16 protein-coding genes and 1 pseudogene are annotated in these 19,174 nt (G+C 69.1%); 5 read left to right on the top strand and 12 right to left on the bottom strand.

All coding sequences use genetic code 11. The features are described 5' to 3' along the window. Positions 1-10: 10 nt before the first annotated feature. Positions 11-763: pseudogene (locus tag K307_RS16975) on the bottom strand (AraC family transcriptional regulator); the annotation flags it as partial. Beyond that, positions 747-1,658 carry a DMT family transporter gene (locus tag K307_RS16970; protein ID WP_042879822.1) on the bottom strand — a complete coding sequence of 304 codons (912 nt, stop codon included), beginning with the start codon at positions 1,656-1,658 and terminating at the stop codon, positions 747-749. The gene K307_RS16970 and the pseudogene K307_RS16975, both read right to left, overlap by 17 nt. 197 nt (positions 1,659-1,855) lie before the next feature. Here K307_RS16970 and K307_RS16965 point away from each other — a divergent pair, with 197 nt between their 5' ends. Both K307_RS16965 and K307_RS16960 read left to right on the top strand, forming a co-directional pair. Then, positions 1,856-3,454, top strand: a complete 1,599-nt coding sequence (locus tag K307_RS16965; RefSeq protein ID WP_042879821.1) for a DUF1800 domain-containing protein — start codon at positions 1,856-1,858, stop codon at positions 3,452-3,454. An 18-nt stretch (positions 3,455-3,472) separates the two neighbouring features. After that, positions 3,473-4,798 (top strand): DUF1501 domain-containing protein, encoded by a 1,326-nt coding sequence (locus tag K307_RS16960; RefSeq protein WP_042879819.1) that lies wholly within the window; start codon positions 3,473-3,475, stop codon positions 4,796-4,798. 42 nt (positions 4,799-4,840) lie between these two features. Here the strand turns inward: K307_RS16960 and K307_RS16955 are convergent, their stop codons facing one another. Further along, entirely contained in the window at positions 4,841-7,477 is a 2,637-nt protein-coding gene (locus tag K307_RS16955) for a penicillin-binding protein 1A (protein WP_042879817.1), read from the bottom strand. A 365-nt stretch (positions 7,478-7,842) separates the two neighbouring features. Here K307_RS16955 and K307_RS16950 point away from each other — a divergent pair, with 365 nt between their 5' ends. After that, positions 7,843-8,913 carry a porin gene (locus K307_RS16950; RefSeq protein WP_042879815.1) on the top strand — a complete coding sequence of 357 codons (1,071 nt, stop codon included), beginning with the start codon at positions 7,843-7,845 and terminating at the stop codon, positions 8,911-8,913. 181 nt (positions 8,914-9,094) lie between these two features. On the opposite strand, the gene K307_RS16945 is transcribed toward K307_RS16950, so the two are convergent. Next, on the bottom strand, positions 9,095-9,580 hold the full coding sequence (locus tag K307_RS16945; protein WP_042879814.1) for a DM13 domain-containing protein: 486 nt from the start codon (positions 9,578-9,580) through the stop codon (positions 9,095-9,097). Positions 9,581-9,772: 192 nt separating this feature from the next. On the opposite strand from K307_RS16945, the gene K307_RS16940 reads away from it, so the two are divergent. Next, a complete protein-coding gene (locus tag K307_RS16940) occupies positions 9,773-10,006 on the top strand; it encodes a hypothetical protein (protein ID WP_022539457.1) in 234 nt (77 codons plus the stop codon). Next, positions 9,994-10,791, top strand: coding sequence for a CDP-diacylglycerol diphosphatase (locus K307_RS16935; protein WP_042879813.1), 798 nt, complete (start codon positions 9,994-9,996; stop codon positions 10,789-10,791). The genes K307_RS16940 and K307_RS16935 overlap by 13 nt, the downstream gene beginning before the upstream one ends. Before the next feature lie 12 nt (positions 10,792-10,803). On the opposite strand, the gene K307_RS16930 is transcribed toward K307_RS16935, so the two are convergent. The 8 genes from K307_RS16930 to K307_RS16895 form a co-directional block, all read right to left on the bottom strand. Beyond that, a complete protein-coding gene (locus tag K307_RS16930) occupies positions 10,804-12,348 on the bottom strand; it encodes a TAXI family TRAP transporter solute-binding subunit (RefSeq protein ID WP_042879812.1) in 1,545 nt (514 codons plus the stop codon). A gap of 1 nt (position 12,349) precedes the next feature. Continuing rightward, on the bottom strand, positions 12,350-13,540 hold the full coding sequence (gene gltS, locus K307_RS16925) for a sodium/glutamate symporter (protein WP_042879810.1): 1,191 nt from the start codon (positions 13,538-13,540) through the stop codon (positions 12,350-12,352). Between the two features lie 395 nt (positions 13,541-13,935). Then, positions 13,936-15,102, bottom strand: a complete 1,167-nt coding sequence (locus K307_RS16920; RefSeq protein ID WP_042879809.1) for an ABC transporter permease — start codon at positions 15,100-15,102, stop codon at positions 13,936-13,938. An 11-nt stretch (positions 15,103-15,113) separates the two neighbouring features. After that, complete coding sequence (locus K307_RS16915; RefSeq protein WP_042879807.1) at positions 15,114-16,268, bottom strand: ABC transporter permease; 1,155 nt, start codon at positions 16,266-16,268, stop codon at positions 15,114-15,116. Between the two features lie 6 nt (positions 16,269-16,274). Continuing rightward, entirely contained in the window at positions 16,275-16,988 is a 714-nt protein-coding gene (locus K307_RS16910; protein ID WP_042879804.1) for an ABC transporter ATP-binding protein, read from the bottom strand. A 10-nt stretch (positions 16,989-16,998) separates the two neighbouring features. Beyond that, positions 16,999-18,216 carry an efflux RND transporter periplasmic adaptor subunit gene (locus K307_RS16905; RefSeq protein WP_042879801.1) on the bottom strand — a complete coding sequence of 406 codons (1,218 nt, stop codon included), beginning with the start codon at positions 18,214-18,216 and terminating at the stop codon, positions 16,999-17,001. 129 nt (positions 18,217-18,345) lie between these two features. Beyond that, the gene (locus K307_RS16900; RefSeq protein ID WP_042879799.1) at positions 18,346-18,717 is read right to left on the bottom strand and encodes an ArsR/SmtB family transcription factor; all 372 of its coding nucleotides are present in this window, start codon (positions 18,715-18,717) and stop codon (positions 18,346-18,348) included. After that, complete coding sequence (locus K307_RS16895) at positions 18,698-19,162, bottom strand: SRPBCC family protein (protein ID WP_042879797.1); 465 nt, start codon at positions 19,160-19,162, stop codon at positions 18,698-18,700. Before K307_RS16895 ends, K307_RS16900 begins: the two co-directional genes overlap by 20 nt. Positions 19,163-19,174 lie beyond the last annotated feature (12 nt).

Genomic DNA, 19,174 nt, shown 5'->3' with positions numbered 1-19,174 from the left:
GATCCCGTGACGCTGCCTCGCGCCATGCGCCGGGCGGTTGCCCGAAGCGCCGCGTAAAGCTGCGCGTGAAGGTGGTCTGGTCCGGATAGCCCGAGGCCAGCGCGATCTCCGCCAGCGGCAGCGTGGTCTGCGACAACAGTTGCACCGCGCGGTCCAGCCGCAGTCGGGTCTGGTAGCGATGCGGCGTATCGCCGAAGGCCTCGGCAAAGAGCGTGTGGAAGCGCCGCACACTCCAGCCGAAATGCCCGGCCACTTCCGCCACGCGCAGTGTGGAGGTCGGGTTGGCGCGCAGGTAGGCATCCACCGCCATCAGCGGGAACACGTCCTGGTCGCCCGGCATGCCCAGGCAATCGGCCAGCGCCGCCGCAAGCGTGGCGGCGAGTTGCCAGTCGGCCTGCGGGCCGCGCGCAGCGGCCGCGGCGCGCCATGCCGCCAGCGCGCGCACCCGGCTGCCGAAGGCGCCGTCCAGCGAGAACGTGCGCGGGCGCGCCATCAGCCGCGCCGGCAGCGCCACCGAGCGCGCGGGGAAGTCCGCCACCAGCTGCAGGTTGCCGTCGAAGCCCAGGAACTCATGATGGCTGCCGGCGGGCACGATCAGGCCGGTGCGGTCGTCCACGCGGTCGACGTGGCCGTCGATCTCCAGCTCGGTGGCGCCGGCCAGCCCGAACAGCAACTGATGGTAGCCGTGCTGGTGGCCGTCCGGTTGGCGGCGATAGCGCCGGTGTTCGACCAGCGGGGAGGCGGTTTCAGCGCGCTTCGGCATGCCGCAACCTGCCCCGGGTCTGGCACAGCCAGACGCCTGCCCCGGCCACCACCATGCCGAGCCCCTGCACCGCGTCGAGCCGCTCGCCGAACAGCAGCCACGCCTGCAGCGCGGCCAGCGGCGGCGCCAGGAACATCAGCGCGGCGGCGTTGGCGGCCTGGCCGCGCCGCACCAGGCTGACCAGCAGCCAGGTGCCGGCGCCTGAGAGGCCGACGGCGGCCCACGCGAGCGTGGCCCACAGCGTCGGCCCGCCATGCCAGTGCAGCGGCGCATCGGCGGCCTGGATCGCCACCATGATGCCGGCGACCAGCATGGCGCCAAGGTTCTGCCACGCCGAACTGGCGCGCAAGTCACAGGCGGCGATGGCGGATTTCTGCAAGAGGGTTCCCATGGTGATCGAGACGATGGCCAGCACGCCCAGCAGCACGATCCACGGCGAGACCGGCTGAGAACCGACCTGCATCGCCGGAGCGACCACCAGCGCGACGCCCAGCGCACCGAGCGCCAGGCCTTGCCACGTCCGCCTGGAAGGTAGCTCCTTGAGCAGGGGGATGGCAAGTAGCGCGGTCAGCAGTGGCTGCAGCGCGCCCAGTAGCGCCATGATCGCCGGCGGCAGCCCCTGCGCCACGGCGCCGTAGCCGGCGCACAGGTAGATACCCTGCATCAACGCACCAGCCAGCAGGTGGCGCGGCGCCTCGCGCAGCGGCGGCCACGCCGTGCCCGCGGCCAGCGACCAGCCGACGAACATCAGCCCCGCCACGGCAAAGCGCGCCAGCAGGAACAGGCTGGTATCGGCCAGCGGCACGATGGCCTTGCCGACGATAAAGCCGGTGGACCAGACCAGCACGAAGGCGAGGCTGGGCAGCCAGGCGGTGGCGGGGAGGGAGCGCGACATGACGGCAGGCATTTCCGCCCAAGGGGGGCGGGATCGGGATGGCAAAGCGCAAGGCTAGCCAGCCGCGCCGCCGCTGTCTTGGCAATTCCGGCAATCGCTCGCTGAAAGCATTGGTAACACTCCCCCCACACTTACGGGTCAACGGAAACGCGCATGCCACGTAACATCGTCATAAAGGATCCAGCGAAGGAGCGGGCATGGATGCGGTGCAGCATGCGAAACAACCCGGCACGGCGCGTTGGCTGGATGCGAGGTACGCCGCCTGGCGCGCCGCCGCGGCGCTGGCCCTGGCTGCGTGCCTGGGCGCCTGCGCGCAGTTCCCGGCCGGTGCCAACGACAGCACCGCCGACCTGCACTGGCTCAACACCGTCACCTACGGCGCCGACCAGGCCAGCCTGGCCGAACTGCGCCAACTCGGCCGCAAGGCTTATCTCGACCGGCAACTGGCAATGCCGCTGGTCGATCCGCCGGAACTGGCAACGGCCATTGCCGCACTACCCGGCCTGCAGGCCGATGCCGCCGCCCAACTCAAGGCCGCGCGCGAGGCCCGCGAGCGGATCGACATGCTGCCCGATGACGACAGCAAACAACAAGCCCGCCAGGCACTGAACGCGCAGGGCCGCGAGCTGGTGGCCGAAACCGCGCGGCGTCACCTGCTGCGCGCGCTGTATTCGCCGGCGCAGCTGCGCGAGCAGATGACGTGGTTCTGGATGAACCATTTCAACGTCTACTCGGGCAAGGGCCAGGTGCGGCTGCTGCTGCCTGACTACGAGGAACGCGCGATCCGCCCGCATGCGCTTGGCCGCTTTCGCGACCTCCTGATGGCCACCGTCACCGCGCCGGCGATGCTGCTCTACCTGGACAACGCCCAGAGCAGCGCCAACCGCATCAACGAGAACTACGCGCGCGAGCTGATGGAGCTGCATACGCTGGGCGTATCGGGCGGCCCCAGCGGCTCGCGCTACACCCAGCAGGACGTGCAGGAGCTGGCGCGCGTGCTGACCGGCGTGGGCGTCAACCTGCGCGGCACGCCGCCGCCGCGACTGCCCCCGGCGCGCGCGGCGCTGTATCGCAGCGAAGGCGTGTTCGAATTCCATCCCGGCCGGCATGACTTCGGCGTGAAGACGCTGCTGGGCCAGCGCATCGAGCCGGCCGGCTTCGCCGAGGTGGAGCGCGCCGTGTCGATCCTGGCGCGCGAGCCGGCCACTGCGCGCTTTATCAGCGCCAGGCTGGCCGCGTACTTTGTCGCCGACAACCCGCCGCCGGCGCTGGTCGAGCGCATGGCGCAGACCTTCACGCGTACCGACGGCGATATCGCGCAGGTGCTGCGCACGCTGTTCCTGGCGCCCGAGCTGGACCGGCTGCTGGCCTCGCCCGCACGCAAGTTCAAGGACCCGATGGTCTACGTGGTGTCATCGATGCGCCTCGCCTATGACGGCCGCCCCGTGACCAACCTGCGCCCGGTGCTGAACTGGCTGAACCAGCTCGGCGAGCCGCTGTACGGCCACGTCACGCCCGACGGCTATCCGTCGGCGGAGAGCGCGTGGGCCAGTTCGGGGCAGATGGTGCGGCGCTTCGAGATCGCGCGCGCGATCGGCTCGGGGCCGGCTGGTCTCTTCGCCGGCGATGCGGGCAAGCCGCGCGGCGCGCGCTTCCCGATGATCGGCAACAAGCTGTACTACGACACCATCGAGGCCACGCTCGGCCCCGCCACGCGCGCCGCGCTGGCGCAGGCCGAATCGCAGGCCGAGTGGAACACCGTGCTGCTCGCCTCGCCGGAGTGGATGCAGCGCTGACGGACAAAGGAGCGAACCATGCATCGCCGACAATGGCTGAAGACGATGGGCGGCGCCACGCTCGGGCTGGCGCTGCCCGCCATCGCCTCGCGCGTCTATGCGCTGCCGGCGCAGGCCGATGCGCGCTTCCTGCTGGTATTCCTGCGCGGCGGCTATGATGCCGCCAGCGTGCTGGTGCCCGCCGGTAGCGAGTTCTACTACGCCTCCCGGCCCAACATCGCCATCCGGCGCCCACCCATGGCCGGTGCCGACGCGGACCCCAATGCGGCGGTGGCGCTGGCGCCAGCCTTTGCCGCCGACAGCACCGCGCGCGGCATCGGCGACTGGGCGCTGCACCCGGCGCTGGCCCCGACCATGCTGCCGCTGTGGCAGCGCGGCCAGCTCGCCTTCGTGCCGTTCGCCGGGACGCACGACCTGTCGCGCAGCCACTTCGAGACCCAGGACGGCATCGAGGCAGGACTGCCGGGCGAGGGCGAGGATCGCAAGGACGTGGCGTCCCTGCGCGGCAGCGGCTTCCTCAACCGGCTGACACAGGCGATGGGCGGCCAGGCCGCACCGGTGGCGTTTACCGATGGCCTGCCGGTGGTGCTGTCCGGCCCGCGCGATGTGCCCAATGTCTCGCTCAAGGGCAGCGGCCGCACGCCGTTCGACGCGCGCCAGTCGAAGCTGCTGGCACAGATGTACCGCGGCACGCGTTTCGAGTCGCTGATCGATGAGGGGTTCGAGCTGCGCGAGACGGTCGCGCGCCAGGCGCAGTCTGCGCAACCCGCCATGTCAGGCGGCGACACCGGCACGATGGCGTCGCGCCAGCAGGAAATGCAGGCCGCCAACCGCCGTTCGCTCAGCGCGCGCGGCTTCGAGGTCGAAGCGCGCCGCATGGCCGGGCTGATGCGCGAGCGCTTCAACCTGGGCTTTATCGACGTGGGCGGTTGGGATACCCATGTCAACCAGGGCGGCGCGCAGGGGCAGCTTGCCAGCCTGCTCGACAACCTTGGCCGCGGCTTGTCGGCCTTTGCGGCGGAGATGGGGCCGGCGTGGAACCAGACTACCGTGGTCGTGCTGTCCGAGTTCGGCCGCACCTTCCGCGAGAACGGCACGCGCGGCACGGATCATGGCCACGGAACGGTGTATTGGGTGGCGGGCGGTGCCGTGCGCGGCGGGCGTATTGCGGGCGAGCAGGTGGCGGTGGAGCAGGCTACGCTGAACCAGAACCGGGACTGGCCGGTGCGCAATGAATATCGCGCCTTGCTGGGCGGCGTCTTCCGCAGGCTCTACGGGCTGGATGACGCGAGGCTGGCGCAGGTGTTTCCCGGCGTGCGGGCACGGGATATCGGGCTGGTGTAGCGTGCTGGCGCAGCGGCCAGCGCGGTTGGCCTTGCGCGGCGCTCAGTAGCTGCCGTTCCCGGAGGTGATGGTTGCCGGCGCGACAGGGTAGACGGGCGCGGCAGATGAGGGTGCCGATGGCTGCGGGGCGGGCGCAGGCGGCGCGGCCGGAGCGGGCGCATTGACCGGAGCAGCCGGATAGGCGGGCGCGGAAGGAGCCGGTTGTTCCGCCGGCATCGGCGCAGCCGGCGCACTGCCCGCGCTCATGCCCGGCGGCACCGCAATCACCGATTCCCCCCGGTCCAGCGCCAGGCTGGACTCATCCTGGCTCATCTCCACGCCTGGGGCCGCAGCAGTCGCCGGCGCGCTCGCCGGCGGCGCAACCTCAGCCTCCGGCGCCGGCAGCGCCTGCCGGCGTGGCGCGGGGCGCGGTGCCGGCGCTTCGGCCGGCTTGTCGCGGCTGAACAGCTGGCTGAACCAGCCGCGCACCTGCGTGCCCAGCGATGCGAACAGGCTGGTTTCCTCGTGCTCGGCAAAGCGCGCGCGGCCGTCGACGATGCGGGCGCGCAGCGCGCGCTGGTAGAAGTCGCCCACCATCGGCAGCGCGCTGTGCGCGCCCTGGCCCCAGTAGTCGCTGCGCAGCGTGACGCGGCTGTCGTTGAAGCCGACCCAGGCGCCTGCCACCAGCTCCGGATGCATCAGGATGAACCAGCCGTCGGCGTTGTCCTGCGTGGTGCCGGTCTTGCCGGCGACGTCGGCGCGGATGCCGAAGCGCGAGCGGATGCTGGCGCCGGTGCCGCGGTCGATCACGTCGCGCATCACGTCGAGCAGGGTCTGCGTGGTGGCCGCGGGCAGCGCGTGTTCGGCGCGCGCCTGGCGGAAGGTCTGCAGCACGTTGCCGTTACGGTCTTCGATGCGCGTCACCATGGTCGGTGCGATGTAGTCGCCGGCGTTGGCGATGGTGCCGTAGGCCGCCACCATCTCCTTGAGCGTGACCGGGCTGGTGCCCAGCGCCAGCGACGGCACCACGTCGAGCCGGCTTTCGCGCACGCCCATCTCGCGCGCGAGCCGTGCCACGCGGTCCGGCCCGACCTGTTGCATCAGCTGCGCGGTGATGGTGTTGCGCGAATAGACCAGGCCATCGCGCAGCGACATGGCGCGGCCGGTGGGGCGGCCCTCGTCGGTGGGGCGCCAGATCTCGCCGCCGGCCAGCTCGATCTCGACCGCCTGGTCCATCAGCGTGTCGTCGGGCGACTTGCCGTCCTCGAAGGCCGCGCCGTAGACAAAGGGCTTGAAGGTCGAGCCCGGCTGGCGGCGCGCCTGCTGCACGTGGTCGAACGCGTCCTGGGTGTAGTCGCGGCTGCCGACCCAGGCGCGAATCTCGCCGTTGCGCGGGTCGATGGCGATAAAGCCGGCCTGGATGCGCGTCTTCTGCTGGTGCAGTGCGCGCATGAAGGCGCCATCGGCCAGCAGGTGTTTGAGCGCCTCGTCAGGCGGGGTGCCGGCGGCGGTGGCGGCGCGGTATTCCGGCGTCTCGCGCACGAAGGCCTGCACCAGCGCCTTGTCGGCGGCCCAGCCCGCGCGCGGGGCCCACGCCGCGTTGGCGACCGCCTGCAGCCGGTTGCCCTGCTGCACCACGGCCTGGGTGGCCATGGCCTGCAGCCGTGCGTCGATGGTGGTGCGCACCACCAGCCCGTCGGCGTAGATGTCGTAGCCGTTGCGGTCGGCCCAGCCGATCAGCCACTTGCGCAGCTGCTGCGCGAAATGCGGCGCGGGGCCGGGCGGCTCGGTCTGGCGTTCGAAGTCGATGCGCAGCGGGCGCTTCTTCAACTGTTCATAGCGGGCCGCATCGAGCTTGCCGCGCTTGACCATCTGGCCCAGCACGGTATTGCGCCGGTCCAGCGCGCGCTCGGGGTTGAGCACCGGGTTGTAGTAGCTGTTGCCCTTGAGCATGCCGATCAGGGTGGCGCTCTGCAGCACGTCGAGCGACCGGGCCGGCTTGTCGAAGTACGTGCGCGCGGCCATCTCGATGCCGAACGCGTTGTACAGGAACGGTACCGTATTCAGATAGGTCTCGAGGATCTCGTCCTTGGTATAGAGCGCCTCGATCTTCAGCGCGGTGATCGCTTCCTTGAGCTTGCGCGTCAGCGTGGGGGCGCGCCCGATCTCATCGGGATAGAGGTTGCGCGCGAGCTGCTGCGTGATGGTCGAGCCGCCCTGGCGGTCGCCGGTAAAGGTATGTACCGCGGCCGAGGCCATGCGGCGCCAGTCGAGCCCGTGGTGCTGGTAGAAACGATGGTCTTCGGTGGAGATCAGCGCGGCCACCACATTGGGCGAGATCTGCGCCAGCGGCACCCAGTCGCGGTTGGCCCACTTGAAGACGGCCAGCTCCTTGCCGTCGGCGGACAGGACCTGCGCGGGCTGCTCGGACTTGGCCTTGCGGATGTCGCTGATGCCGGGCGTGAACGGCACCAGGACCAGCACGTAAAGCAGGAAGGCGGTGGGCAAGGCGGCCAGCCCCACCAGCAAGCCGCGGCGCGTGGGGCGCAGCGAGCCGGGCCGCGTCAGTCCCAGGCGCGCGGTGCGCGCCGGCAGGGCCGACATGCGTTCCTTCAGGGAGTCAGGCAGCGAAGCCTGCAACTTGGCCTGCGTTGAAGCGAGCAGCGGGGCAAGCCGGGTCTTGATCTCGGCCAGCCTCATGACGCGAAGCTGTCGAGGCAAAGGCACATGGCGGCACGGGGCACTGGCATTACCGTCGTCGGAAAAGCCTGCATCCTACCAAATCGTTCCCATTGCTCACAGGGAAAACCCCCATCCGATAGCTATGCGGCACATCTTGCTGCCAAGCATGCGTCACAAGGCTTTCATATTGCACCTGCACAATGCGCAGGCCGCCACTCGTGCGGACGATGCGCCGTTGCCGGGTTGATCGGGTTAGTCGCTTTAAGCAAGTTGAGCAGAGTAAGCGGAATAAGCGGAATAAGCGGATTAAGCAGGTTGGCCGGGTCTGGCTCCGAACGGGTCCGGCGCAGTGTCATGAATCAAACAGAATACGGAGAAACACAGTGAAGAAAGCTCTCCTTGCAATGACGGCAGCAGTGGCCGCTTCGGCGGCATCCGGGGTGGCGTCGGCCCAGACCGCCTCCAACGTGACGCTCTACGGCATCGTTGACGCCGGCGTCGAAGTGATCAACAACATGCCGGGCAGCAATGGCGCCGAGGGCACGGTGGCGCGCCTGAACTCGGGCAACCTGTCCGGTTCGCGCTGGGGCCTGCGTGGCACCGAAGACCTGGGCGGCGGCCTGAAGGGTATCTTCGTGCTGGAGAGCGGCTTCGATATCGACACCGGCACCTCCGGCCAGGGCAACCGCCTGTTCGGCCGCCAGGCCTACGTCGGCCTGCAGAACGGCTTCGGCGCCGTTACGCTGGGCCGCCAGCAGAACGCGCTGTACGACCTGTTCGGCGCCTTCGACCCGATGGGCGTGGGCCCGCGCTACTCGCTCAACAGCGTCGACTCGGCCTTCAACGGCCGCGTCGACAACGCCGTCAAGTACACCGGCAAGTTCGGCGGCCTGACCGCCACCGCCTTCTACAGCTTCGGCCGCGACAACAACGGCGAAGTGCCGGGCGAATTCAAGGTCGCGAAGAGCTACGGCGGCGGGCTGTCGTACGCCGCCGGCGGCTTCTCGGTCGGCGCCGCCTACGACCAGTTCCAGGGCGCCACCGTGGCGCTGCAGGACCGCGCCGCCAAGCGCGCCGCGGTGGGCACCGCCTATGCCTTCGGCGACGCCAAGGTGTTCGCCGGCTACCGCTGGCTGCTCGACAACGGCGTTTCCAGCGCCACCGCCGCCAGCACCCGCAGCAACGTCTACTGGGCCGGCGCGCAGTACCGCTTCACGCCCGCGTTCCAGCTGACCGGCGCCGCGTACTACACTGACACGCGCAACAGCGATGCAGATCCGTGGATGTTCGTGCTGTCGGCCGACTACTCGCTGTCCAAGCGCACCGACGTGTACCTGAACGTAGGCTATGCCAAGAACAAGTCCGGCTCCGCGCTGGGCCTGAACGGTGTTGGCACCGTGGTCGCCGGCGAGAACCAGACTGGCGCCACTATCGGCCTGCGCCACCGCTTCTGATCGCAGCCGCCTGACGCCCGCCCGGCACTGTCTAGAGACGCGCACGGGCGGGCGCGTGATGTTCATATCGACGCCTGCGGCTTGCTTGCGGGATTCGTTGGGCCGGTTCCTCGATCGGCCCCTTTTTCTCTTTCCTCGCCGCCCTGGCGGGGGAGCATTGTCTCGCGATGCCGCGCCCCGCTTACCGGTACGCCGCCGCGCTGATGAATTGCCCGAAGCGCTCGCACCAGATCACCACCGCCTGGTACTGCGACGGGTCCACGCCTGCGGGGAGCGGTGCGGTAAAGTTGCCGAAGGTCTTGAGTTCTGCCACCTGCAGCGCGCGGCTCTTGAGGCTGAGGAAGGCGGCCTCGGTGTCGACGAATTCCGGCACCAGGTAGATGCGGTAGTCCGGCCCGGGTGCCACCTCGCCTTCGAAGGCGAGGGCCTGCGGCGAGACATGGAGGCGCCCGCTGGCCCAATGGAAGGCGTCGCTGCCGGCCAGGTCCTTGCGAAACGTGCCAGAATAGCTGGCCTTTTGTGACACCGCCTGCACTTGTTCGGTGCTGGCGCCGGCCTGTTCCGTCAGGATCGGCAGCACGTAGATGCCGGCCGCGAAGCCGGCCGCCAGTGCGGCCAAGTGCGAAAACACGAGAATCAGTACCTTTCGATAGGTTGGCGCCCGCATCGCTGTCTCCCGGCGTTCAAGATTGCAGCAGATTGTCCGTCAATTCATTGTTGCCGGGCAGCCTCGTCCCGAGGGAATGGTGGGATGATGGGCGGGCGGCCGCGCCCGCGCCCGCGAACCTGTACAGTCGGTCATCAAACCAACACACGACTGTGGATAAGATTCCAGAATCTCCACGACGAGACGATGCCTATGCCGCTCCACGTCACGATCCGCACCATCCGCACCGGCGAGCTGCAAACCGCCCGCTACCAGGCGCGCGTCTACCCGACCACCGACGCCGAAGCCGCACCGTTGCTGGCGACGGCATGGAGCGAGCGTGAGGCCGAGGCCTTCCGCACCGCGCAGTTCTGGGCGCAGCGCAACGCCTATGTGGTATCCAACCCGCGCGCGGGCACCTTCTACGGAGTGACATGCCGGCGTTGAGGCTGCGCGGCATGCGGTTGTGGTGGTGGCTCGCGGCGGCCCTGGCCTTGCCGGGCTGTACCGCCGAGGGCGTGCTCGGCACGCTGTCGGGCGGGCGCGACGGCTTGTGGCGCAACGTGCAGCAGCGTTGCCTGGCCAGCGCCCCGGCATCGCATCCGGACTGCGCCCAGGTGGACCAGTCGCGCGGGCTGGTGCTGTACAAGGACGCCATCGGCGTGTCGCACTACCTGGTGATCCCGGCACACCCGGTGACCGGCGTGGAAGATGGCAAGGCGTGGGACGGCGCCGGCGCCAACCCGTGGGCCTTCGGCTGGGAGGCGCGCGGCATCGTCGGCCAGGCGCTCGGCAAGGCGGTGCCTGACGACATGCTGGGCCTGGCGGTCAATTCCCGCAGCTCGCGCAGCCAGGACCAGCTGCATATCCACCTCGATTGCATCAGCGCGGCCGCGCGGGCGCTCGTCAATGGCGGCAGCGGCGCGATCGGCACGGGCTGGACCGCGCTGCGCCACGACGGCAAGCCGGTACGCGCGAAGTTTGTACCGGCCAGCACGCCTGTGCTGACGGTCGATCCGTTCCTGCTGGTGCGCCACGGGGCCAATGACGGCGCCGCGGCGCTGCCGCCCGACCGCGGCATCTTTGTCACCTATGTGCGGGACCAGCAGGGCCGCGCGGGGTTTGTCGTGGTCGACCAGCCGGTCGACAAGGCAGCCGGCAGCAACGGGCATGCGAGCGATTTCCTGGACCGGCGCTGCCGGTTGGCGCAGGAACTGCCGGTGGCGGCCTGAGCGTGCCGCGGGTCACCGCGCCCGCACACCCGAGGCCGGCGGTGGGGCAGGCGGCGTGGCGGGCGCAGCCGCACCGCCGCGGGCCATCCCATCCAGCACCTTTGCCGCCGCCAGATGCTGCGGGATCACCAGCCCCTCGCGCGAGGTGGCCACGCTGATCTGCCCGCCCTGGGCACTGCCGCGCGCGACAAAGTCGCGGCCGTGCGCATAGACCAGCCGGGTGAGTTCGGCCACCTCGGTGTCCGACAGGTCCGGCCCGGTCACCAGGATGGCGGCCGTGGCCAGCGTGCGCACCGGCTCATGCAGCCCGGGATAGGCGCCTGGCGCGATGGTGGCACGGAAATACCCCGCCTTCTGCGCTACCATCGCGGCGATCGCGCGCTCATCCAGCGGCAGCAGCCGCAGCGGCATTTCGCCGATGGCCTCGCGGATGCTGTCGGACGGCACGCCGATCACCTGCATCACGGCGTCGACCTGGTTCTGGCGCAGCGCCACCAGTGCCGGGCCCAGGCCGACCTCCTCGGCCTTGAAGTCATTGCCCGTCAGGCCATGCGCGGCCAGCACGCGCAGCACCGTCACGCGCGAGGCCGAGCCGCGCTCGCCGACGGCAATGCGCTTGCCGCGAAGATCGGATACCGAGCGGGCGGGGTCGGCGCCGCGCACCATGACATGCACCGGTTCCGGGTAGAGGCTGCCCACGGCGCGCAGCGACGCATGGGGACCGTCGCCGGCGAACACGCCCTTGCCCTCGTAGGCCTCCAGCGCGGCATCGGCCTGCGCCAGTGCCACCGAGACCTTGCCGGCACGCAGGAGCCGCAGGTTTTCCTCGCCGCCGCGCGTCACCAGCGGGATCGCCCGCACCTTGACACCGTCCACCAGCGCCTGCGCAAAGCGCAGGTACTGGCCGTGCTCGGCGCCGGCGGCGATGGCATAGCCTTCGTTGGCGCGTGCCAGCCGGGCGCGGATATTGGCGTGCGCGGTGGTCAGCTCCTGCTCGATGATCGCGCGCTGTGCCGGCGAGGCGTCTTTCTGCACGGATTCGATCACCTTGCGCATTGCCTCAAGGATGGCCGCGGGACCGCTCGGCGCATTGGTGGCGACGGCGGGGGCTTCGGCCGGGCGGTAGCCCGCCGACAGCACGCTGACCCAGCGCTCGCCTTCGCGCTTGTACAGCGCGGTGCCGTGCGCGCGGATGATGTCGCCCGCCTTGTTGCCGCCGCTGGTGATGCCGGTGATGCCGCGCGGCCCCGCGCCCAGCGCCGACACCAGCCCGGCCACGCCGGGCGAATCCCAGGCGCCGAAGTCGTAATCGCGCAGCAGCTTCAGTTCGGCATCGAAATACACCACGCGGCGCGTTTCGGCGGCCGGCGCCTTGGTATCGGACTGCGAGCCGCGCCGGTCGATGCCGACCAGCTGCACGGTGCCCGGCGGCAGCGCCTGTGCGAGCCGCTCGTTCAGGTTGGTGCGGATGCCTTCGGCGGGCGGCCCGCCGCCGCAGCCGGCCAGCCAGGCCGACGCCAGCATCGCGAACAGGATGGCGAAGAAGGCGCGGCGCATGTCAGCCTCCGATCAGCGGCAACGCCAGCATCATGGTCAGCACGAACGCGTTCATCAGGTCGACGAAGAACGCGCCCGCCAGCGGCGTGATCAGGTAGCTGGTAGGCGCCGGCCCGTAGCGGGACGTGAGGGCGCGCATATTGGCCATGGCGGTGGCGGTCGAGCCCATGTTGAAGCCGATGAAGGCGGCGGAGGTGACCGCGGCCTCGTAGTCGGCCCCCATGAAGCGGAAGCACACCAGCACCACATACAGGATGATGAATACCACCTGCATCGCGATGATCAGCAGGAAGGGCCCGGCCGACAGCGCCACCTCGGCCAGGTCCAGCGCCATCATGGTCATGACCAGGAACAGCGACAGGCAGACATTGGTGATCAGGTCGGTGGCGCGGTCGTCAAAGCGCAGGCCGATAAAGGGCAGCAGGTTGCGGATGGCGATGCCGAGCATCATGCACCACAGGAAGCCCGGGATGGTGATGGGGCCGGCGGGCATCTGCGCGGCGATCCAGCGCCCGCCGATCACCGCGGCCAGCATGCCGGCCAGCGCAGCCAGTGCGCCGACGGTGGTGATGGGCGAGATGGCGGCGGCTTCTTCCTCGGTGTCGCCGGCCTCGCGTGCGGTCGAGCGCAGCTTGTAGCGCGAGATCAGGTATTGCGCCACCGGGCCGCCGATAATGCCGCCAACGATCAGGCCGATGGTGGCCACGGTCATCGACAGGTCCATCACCGCCTGCAGGTTGTTGACCTCGGCAAAGCGCTCGGCATACGCGGCGCCGGTGCCGTGCCCGCCGACCAGCGTGATGGAGCCGCTCACCAGCCCGAAGATCGGGTGCAGGTCCAGCGTCTTTGCCATGGCCACGCCCACCACGTTCTGCACCAGGATATAAGGCAGCAGGATGATCAGGAAGATCACCAGCGCCTTGCCGCCGCGCTTGAGCATGCGCAGGTCGGCGCCCAGCCCGACGCCGCCGAAGAACATCAGCAGCAGCACCGGCTTCATGCCGGGGTCGATGACCACGCGGAAACCTGTTGTCGCCAGTGCCAAAGACGCCACGATCGCGAACAGCAGGCCGCCGGTGACAGGGTCGGGAATGTTGTAGCGCGACAGCACGCCGACGCTGCGGTTGACCAGCGTACCGATCAGCAGCACCACGACGGCGGTCAGCAATGAGGCCAGCAGGTCGAGATTCATCGGGGGCGTCCTGGCGGAGAGTGCTGCGGTGAAGCGCCGCTGGCCGTGCCGGGTGCGCAATGGCCGCCAGCGATGCCTGACGGGAAGCATGCATCACTAGGGGTTGTAGTCGGGCGGGGGGAAGAAGGCAAGGAAAGGATGGGCGGCCACTAGACCCACAATGCAAGGCCAAGCCAACGGTCTTGGGTGCTCCCAAGCCGCCCGAGCTAGCCTGAGCAAGGTGTTCTCCCTCTCCCTTCAGGGCCCTTCAGGGGGAGAGGGTGGGCTAGCAAGGAACCACGTCAAGCGAAGCCTTCGGTTTTTCCGAGCATAACTTTCTTTGAAGCGCCCGCCCTCTCCCCTGGCCACTCTCACGCAAGCGGGAGAGGGGAGCAAACCGGCAGCAACCAAGCCTCTTACCGCGCCCGCAACGCATCCACGATATTCATCCTCGCCGCCCGCACCGCCGGAAGGAAGCCGCCCACCAGCCCCATCGTCATCGAGAACGCCAGTGTCTGCAGCGCAATCCCCGGCGTCAGGATAAAGCGGAAAGACAGGTCGGCGAAGGTCTGGAAGTTGGTGGTCGAGAACGACGCGAACTGCATCAGCGCCGCGCACGCCAGCCCCGCCACGCCGCCCACCAGCCCCAGCAGCGCGGCCTCGATCAGGAAGGCCACCAGCACATTGGCGCGCTTGAAGCCGAGCGCGCGCAGCGTGCCGATTTCCGCCACGCGGTTGGCCACCGAGGCGTACATGGTGATCATCGCGCCGATCATCGCGGCGATCGAGAAGATGGTGGACAGCGTGAAGCCCAGGATATTGATAAAGCTGGACAGCGCCTTGGACTGGTCGCTGTAGAAGGTCTGCTCGCGCTTGGCCTCGTCCGCCAGGCGCGGGTCGACGTCGATATCGGCGCGAAAGCGCTCGAACTTCGCGGTGTCGGCCAGCCGCACCACCATCGACGAATACGCGTTGCGCCGGAACGACTGCATCAGCTGGTCCACGTCGCCCCAGATCTCGGAATCGAAGCCGCTGCCGCCGGCGTCGAAGTGGCCGACCACGGTCCAGTCGCGCTGGGCAAAGCGCAGGTGTTCGCCGATCTGCACGCCGGCGAAGCCGCCGGCAATGCTGCTGCCGACGATGATCTCGGCCGAGCCCGGCCGGAACATGCGCCCCACCACCAGCTTCACCTGCGGGCGCAGGTCCATGCCCAGCGGCGAGATGCCGCGGATCACCACGTTGGAGGGTTGCCCGGTGCTGGCCTTGGTCAACGAGATCAGCACCACCGCCTCGCGCGAGGCCAGCGGCCGGCCGGTGCCGCTCATGGCCACCGCGGGATGCATCTCCATGATGCTGGCCTGGTCGCGGTTGACCGCGCTCTGGATCTCGGTCTCGGCGCCCTTGCGGATCACCACCACGTTGTTCTGCTCGCCGGTGGTGACCAGCGTCTTCTTCAGCCCCGCGTCCAGCATCAGCATGGTGGCGAAGACAAAGACCACCAGCGCCAGCCCGCCCGCGGTCAGCGCCGTGGTCAGGCGGCGGGCCCACAGGTTGCGCGCGATATAGGTCAGCGGGATCGCCACGGCAGCCTCCGCTAGCCGATGGCCCGCAGGCCTTCGACGATGCGCACGCGCGCGGCCTGCACCGCGGGCACGATGCCGGCAAAGACCCCCACCGCCAGCGCGCATGCCGCCTGCAGCTGCATGGTTTGCGGCGACACCGTGAACACCGGGAACACGCCGCCCACCGCCTGCTTGAAGGCCGTCGCCATCGGCGGCGTGGCCAGCATGCCGAGCGCGCCGCCGACCACGCAGATCGCCAGCGATTCGCCAAACACCAGCACCGCCAGGAAGCCCGGCCCGAAGCCCAGCGCCTTGAGCGTGGCGTACTCCACGGTGCGCTCGCGCGCGCTCATCGCCATGGCGTTGGCCATCACCGCCATGATGATCAGGATCACCACGTAGGAGACCACCCGGATCGCGGCGATGATCTGGTTGGACATGGCGACAAAGCCGAGCTGGAAGGCCTGCTCGGTTTCGGTCAGGGTCTCGGCAAGCGAATTGCGGAACACGGCGTCGACGTTGCGCGAGATCGACGCCGTATTGTCAGGGTTGTCCACGCCCAGCACGAAGACGCCGACCTGGTCGGCCTGGCGCGCCGTGCGCTTGCGGATGGTCTCGTTCAGGTACTCCCAGTGGAACACCATCTGGCGTGTGATGATGCTCTCGTCGCGCCCGTCCATGATGCCGCGCACCACGAACTCCCAGGTGCCGGGGTAGATGGTGCCCTTGATGGGGATCACGTCGCCGATCTTGAAGCCGAACTGGTCCGCCAGCTGGCGCCCGACCAGCGCGCCCTTGCGGTCGCGCCGGTAGTCCGCGCGCTGCTGCTCGGACACGATGAATTCGGGGTACAGGTCGAGGTAGTTGTCCGAAACCGCAAACTGCGCGAAGAAGTTCTTGGGATCGCGGTAGACGCCGCCGAACCAGTTGGAGCGCGCCACCATGGTCACGCCCTCGACGCCCTTGATGCGGTTCTCGTAGCTGAGCGGCAGCGGGAACACCAGCGAGATCGCATTGCGCGTCACCAGCCGTGCGCTGGACGCGGCCGAGGCGCCCGCATACCAGGCGTCGATCACGGTCTGCAGCAGCCCGAACGCCAGCACCGCGATCACCAGCCCGAACACCGTCAGCGCGGTGCGCAGCTTGTGCCGCAGCGCGTTGCGGGAGATCAGCTTGAGCGCGTACATGGGCAGTCAGGCAACCTCGCCACGGATCAACTCTCCCTTCTCCAGGTGCACCAGCGAGCCCGCGGCGGCTGCGGCATGCGCATCGTGCGTGACCATGATGATGGTCTTGCCGACCTCCGCATTGAGCCGCTGCATCATCGCCAGGATCTCCGCGGCGGAGGTGCGGTCCAGGTCGCCGGTGGGCTCGTCGGCGACGATCAGCGTCGGGTCGGTGATCAGCGCGCGCGCGATCGCCACGCGCTGCTGCTGGCCGCCGGACAGCTCCGACGGATAGTGGCTCATGCGGTCGGACAGGTTCACCATGCTTAGCACCAGCTCCACGCGCGCGCGCCGTTCCGCACGCGGCAGGCCGGTCAGCATCAGCGGCAGTTCCACGTTCTCGAACGCGGTCAGCACCGGCATCAGGTTATAGAACTGGAAGATAAAGCCGACGTTGGCGGCGCGCCATTCGGCCAGCGTGGCTTCCGGCAACTGGGTGATGTCGAGCCCCGCCACGCGCAGCGTGCCGCTGTCGGGCCGGTCGATGCCGGCAATCAGGTTCAGCAGCGTGCTCTTGCCCGAGCCCGACGGCCCCATCAGCGCGACGAAATCGCCTTCGCCGATTTCGAGCGAGATATCGGTCAGCACCGGCACGGTCTGCACACCGCGGCGATAGGACTTGGCGACGTGGCTGATCTGCACCAGCGGCGTGACGGCAGGAGGAGGCGAGGGGGCGTTCATGCCGCCACCGTCATGGCTTGGCCGGCGCCACGCGGTCGCCGTCGCCGATCTTGTCGCCGGGCGACAGCACCAGGACGTCGCCGGGCTTGACGCCCTGCACCGCGACCAGCTCGCCAAGCTTGTCGCCGGTCTTCACCTGCACCTCGTGGGCCTTGCCGTCCTTCACCACATAGGCTACCTGCCGGCCCTCCCGCATGACCACGGCGGCCGGCTGCACCGCCACCACCGGCTGGCGGTCCTGCGCCGTGGCCGTGCGCGACAGGAAGGCGATCTTGGCGCTCATGTCCGGCAGCACACGTGCATCGCGGTCGACAAAGCGCACCTTGACCAGCACGGTGGCCTTGGAACGATCCACCGTCGGCACGATGCGCGATACCTGCCCGGCCAGCCGCAGCCCGGGCAGTGCATCCAGCAACAACTCGCACGGCTGGTCGACGCGGATCTTGCCGATATTGGATTCGGCGACGTCGGCTTCCACCTCCAGCGTTTCCATGTCGGCGATGGTCACGATCGCACCCTTGGTGTCGGCGGCGGCCGAGAACGGCGTGATGTTGTCGCCCACGTTGGCATGCTTGACCAGCACCACGCCGTCGAACGGCGCGCGGACCACGGTCTGTCCCACCGCCACTTCGGCGGCGCGCGCATTTGCCTGTGCCGAGGCGATCGACGCGCGCGAGCTGTTGATCGACGCGCGCGCCTTGTGGTACCGCGCAACGTCGGCGTCGTACTGGTTGCGCGAGATCGCGTTGGGCACGATCAGGATCTCGGAGCGGCGCAGGTTGACTTCAGCGTCGCGGAGTTCGGCCTGCTGCAGCTCCAGGTTGGCCTGCGCCACCTTCACCTGCGCCTGGGCCTGCGCGAACGTGGCTTCCACGTCCTTGCTCTCCAGCCGGGCGATGATCTCGTCCTTCTTGACGCGCGAGCCTTCCAGTACGCCCAGCCATTCCAGCCGGCCCTGTGCCTTGGAGGCGACCGCCGCCTTGCGCTGCGGCACGACGTAGCCGGTGGCGTTGAGCAGCGTGAAGTTCTGTGTAGGGTAGGCGGAGGTGACGGTGGTGGTCTGCACCGCCTGCGGGCCGGCCAGCCGGATGGCGATGCCGATGACGGCAAGCAGGACCAGCGCGATCACTGCATAGCGCACCCATCTTCGCCGGGGACGGATGCGTGCGCCGGGCGCAGCGGTGGCGCTCCGGTCGATTTTCAGCCTTGCCAGGTCTTGGTCAGCCACTGCGCGCTTCCTCCGGCAGGACGGCGCGGCCCTGACTGCGCCTGCCTGCGAGTTGCTGTGATGGGCGGACTCCCAGTATAGCGGCGTGTGATCCAGTGTCCATTGCCCGCGCGCAAGGCGGAGCGTGGGCTAGTGCTCTTGCTCCACCGCCAGCTTCAGCTTCATCAGCGCATGATCCCACTGCCGCCCGATCGCCTCCAGCGAGCGCCGCGCGGCGTCCAGCTGCGCCGGCTCGAACTGCCACAGGCGTTCGCGCCCGGCCTTGCTGTCGCGCACCAGCCCGGCCTGCGACAGCACCTCCAGGTGCTTGGTGACCGCCTGCCGCGTCATGGCGCTGCCCGCGGTCAGCTGCGCGATCGACATCGCGCCGCCCGCGCACAGCGCCGCCACCAGCCGCAGGCGGGTCTCGTCGCCCAGCGCGGCGAACACCGCCGCCGAATCGCGCAGGCCGGCAGTATCCAGCGTGGTGGGAGAAGGGGCGTCAGGCCGCGCCGGTGACATGCTTGCGGATATTTTCCACCTGCTCGTCCCAACCGCCGCTGTTCATGCGGAAGGCCTCCTCGCGGCGTTCCGGCGGGATCTGGTCGAAACCGGATTCGACCACGGTCAGAAGCGTGCCGCCTTCGAATTCCTTCAGCTCGAACTCGACTAACGTGGTCGGCTCGGCCGAGTAGTCGCGATCGCGCTCCATCGGCGCCGGATGCCAGCGCCAGGACAGCAGCTTCTGCGGCTCCATGCGTTCGATCTGCGCATCGAACTTCAGGTATTCGTAGCCCGGGTAAGTCACGCTGCCGACGGCGCGCTTGCCGGGTTCGAAGGTGACGCCGTCGAATTTGACGCCGAACCAGCTGCCGAAGGTGTCGGCATCTGTCAGCGCGTGCCAGACGCGCGCCACGGGGGCTGCTATCAATACGCTGCGTTCGATACGGTCGGTCGGGGAGGGCATGTCCGGTCTCCT

The sequence above is a fragment of the Cupriavidus necator A5-1 genome, assembly GCF_000744095.1.
GTDB lineage: Bacteria > Pseudomonadota > Gammaproteobacteria > Burkholderiales > Burkholderiaceae > Cupriavidus > Cupriavidus necator_A.
The sequence above is the reverse complement of the archived record's forward strand: the minus strand, read 5'-3'. Positions and strand labels throughout refer to the sequence as shown.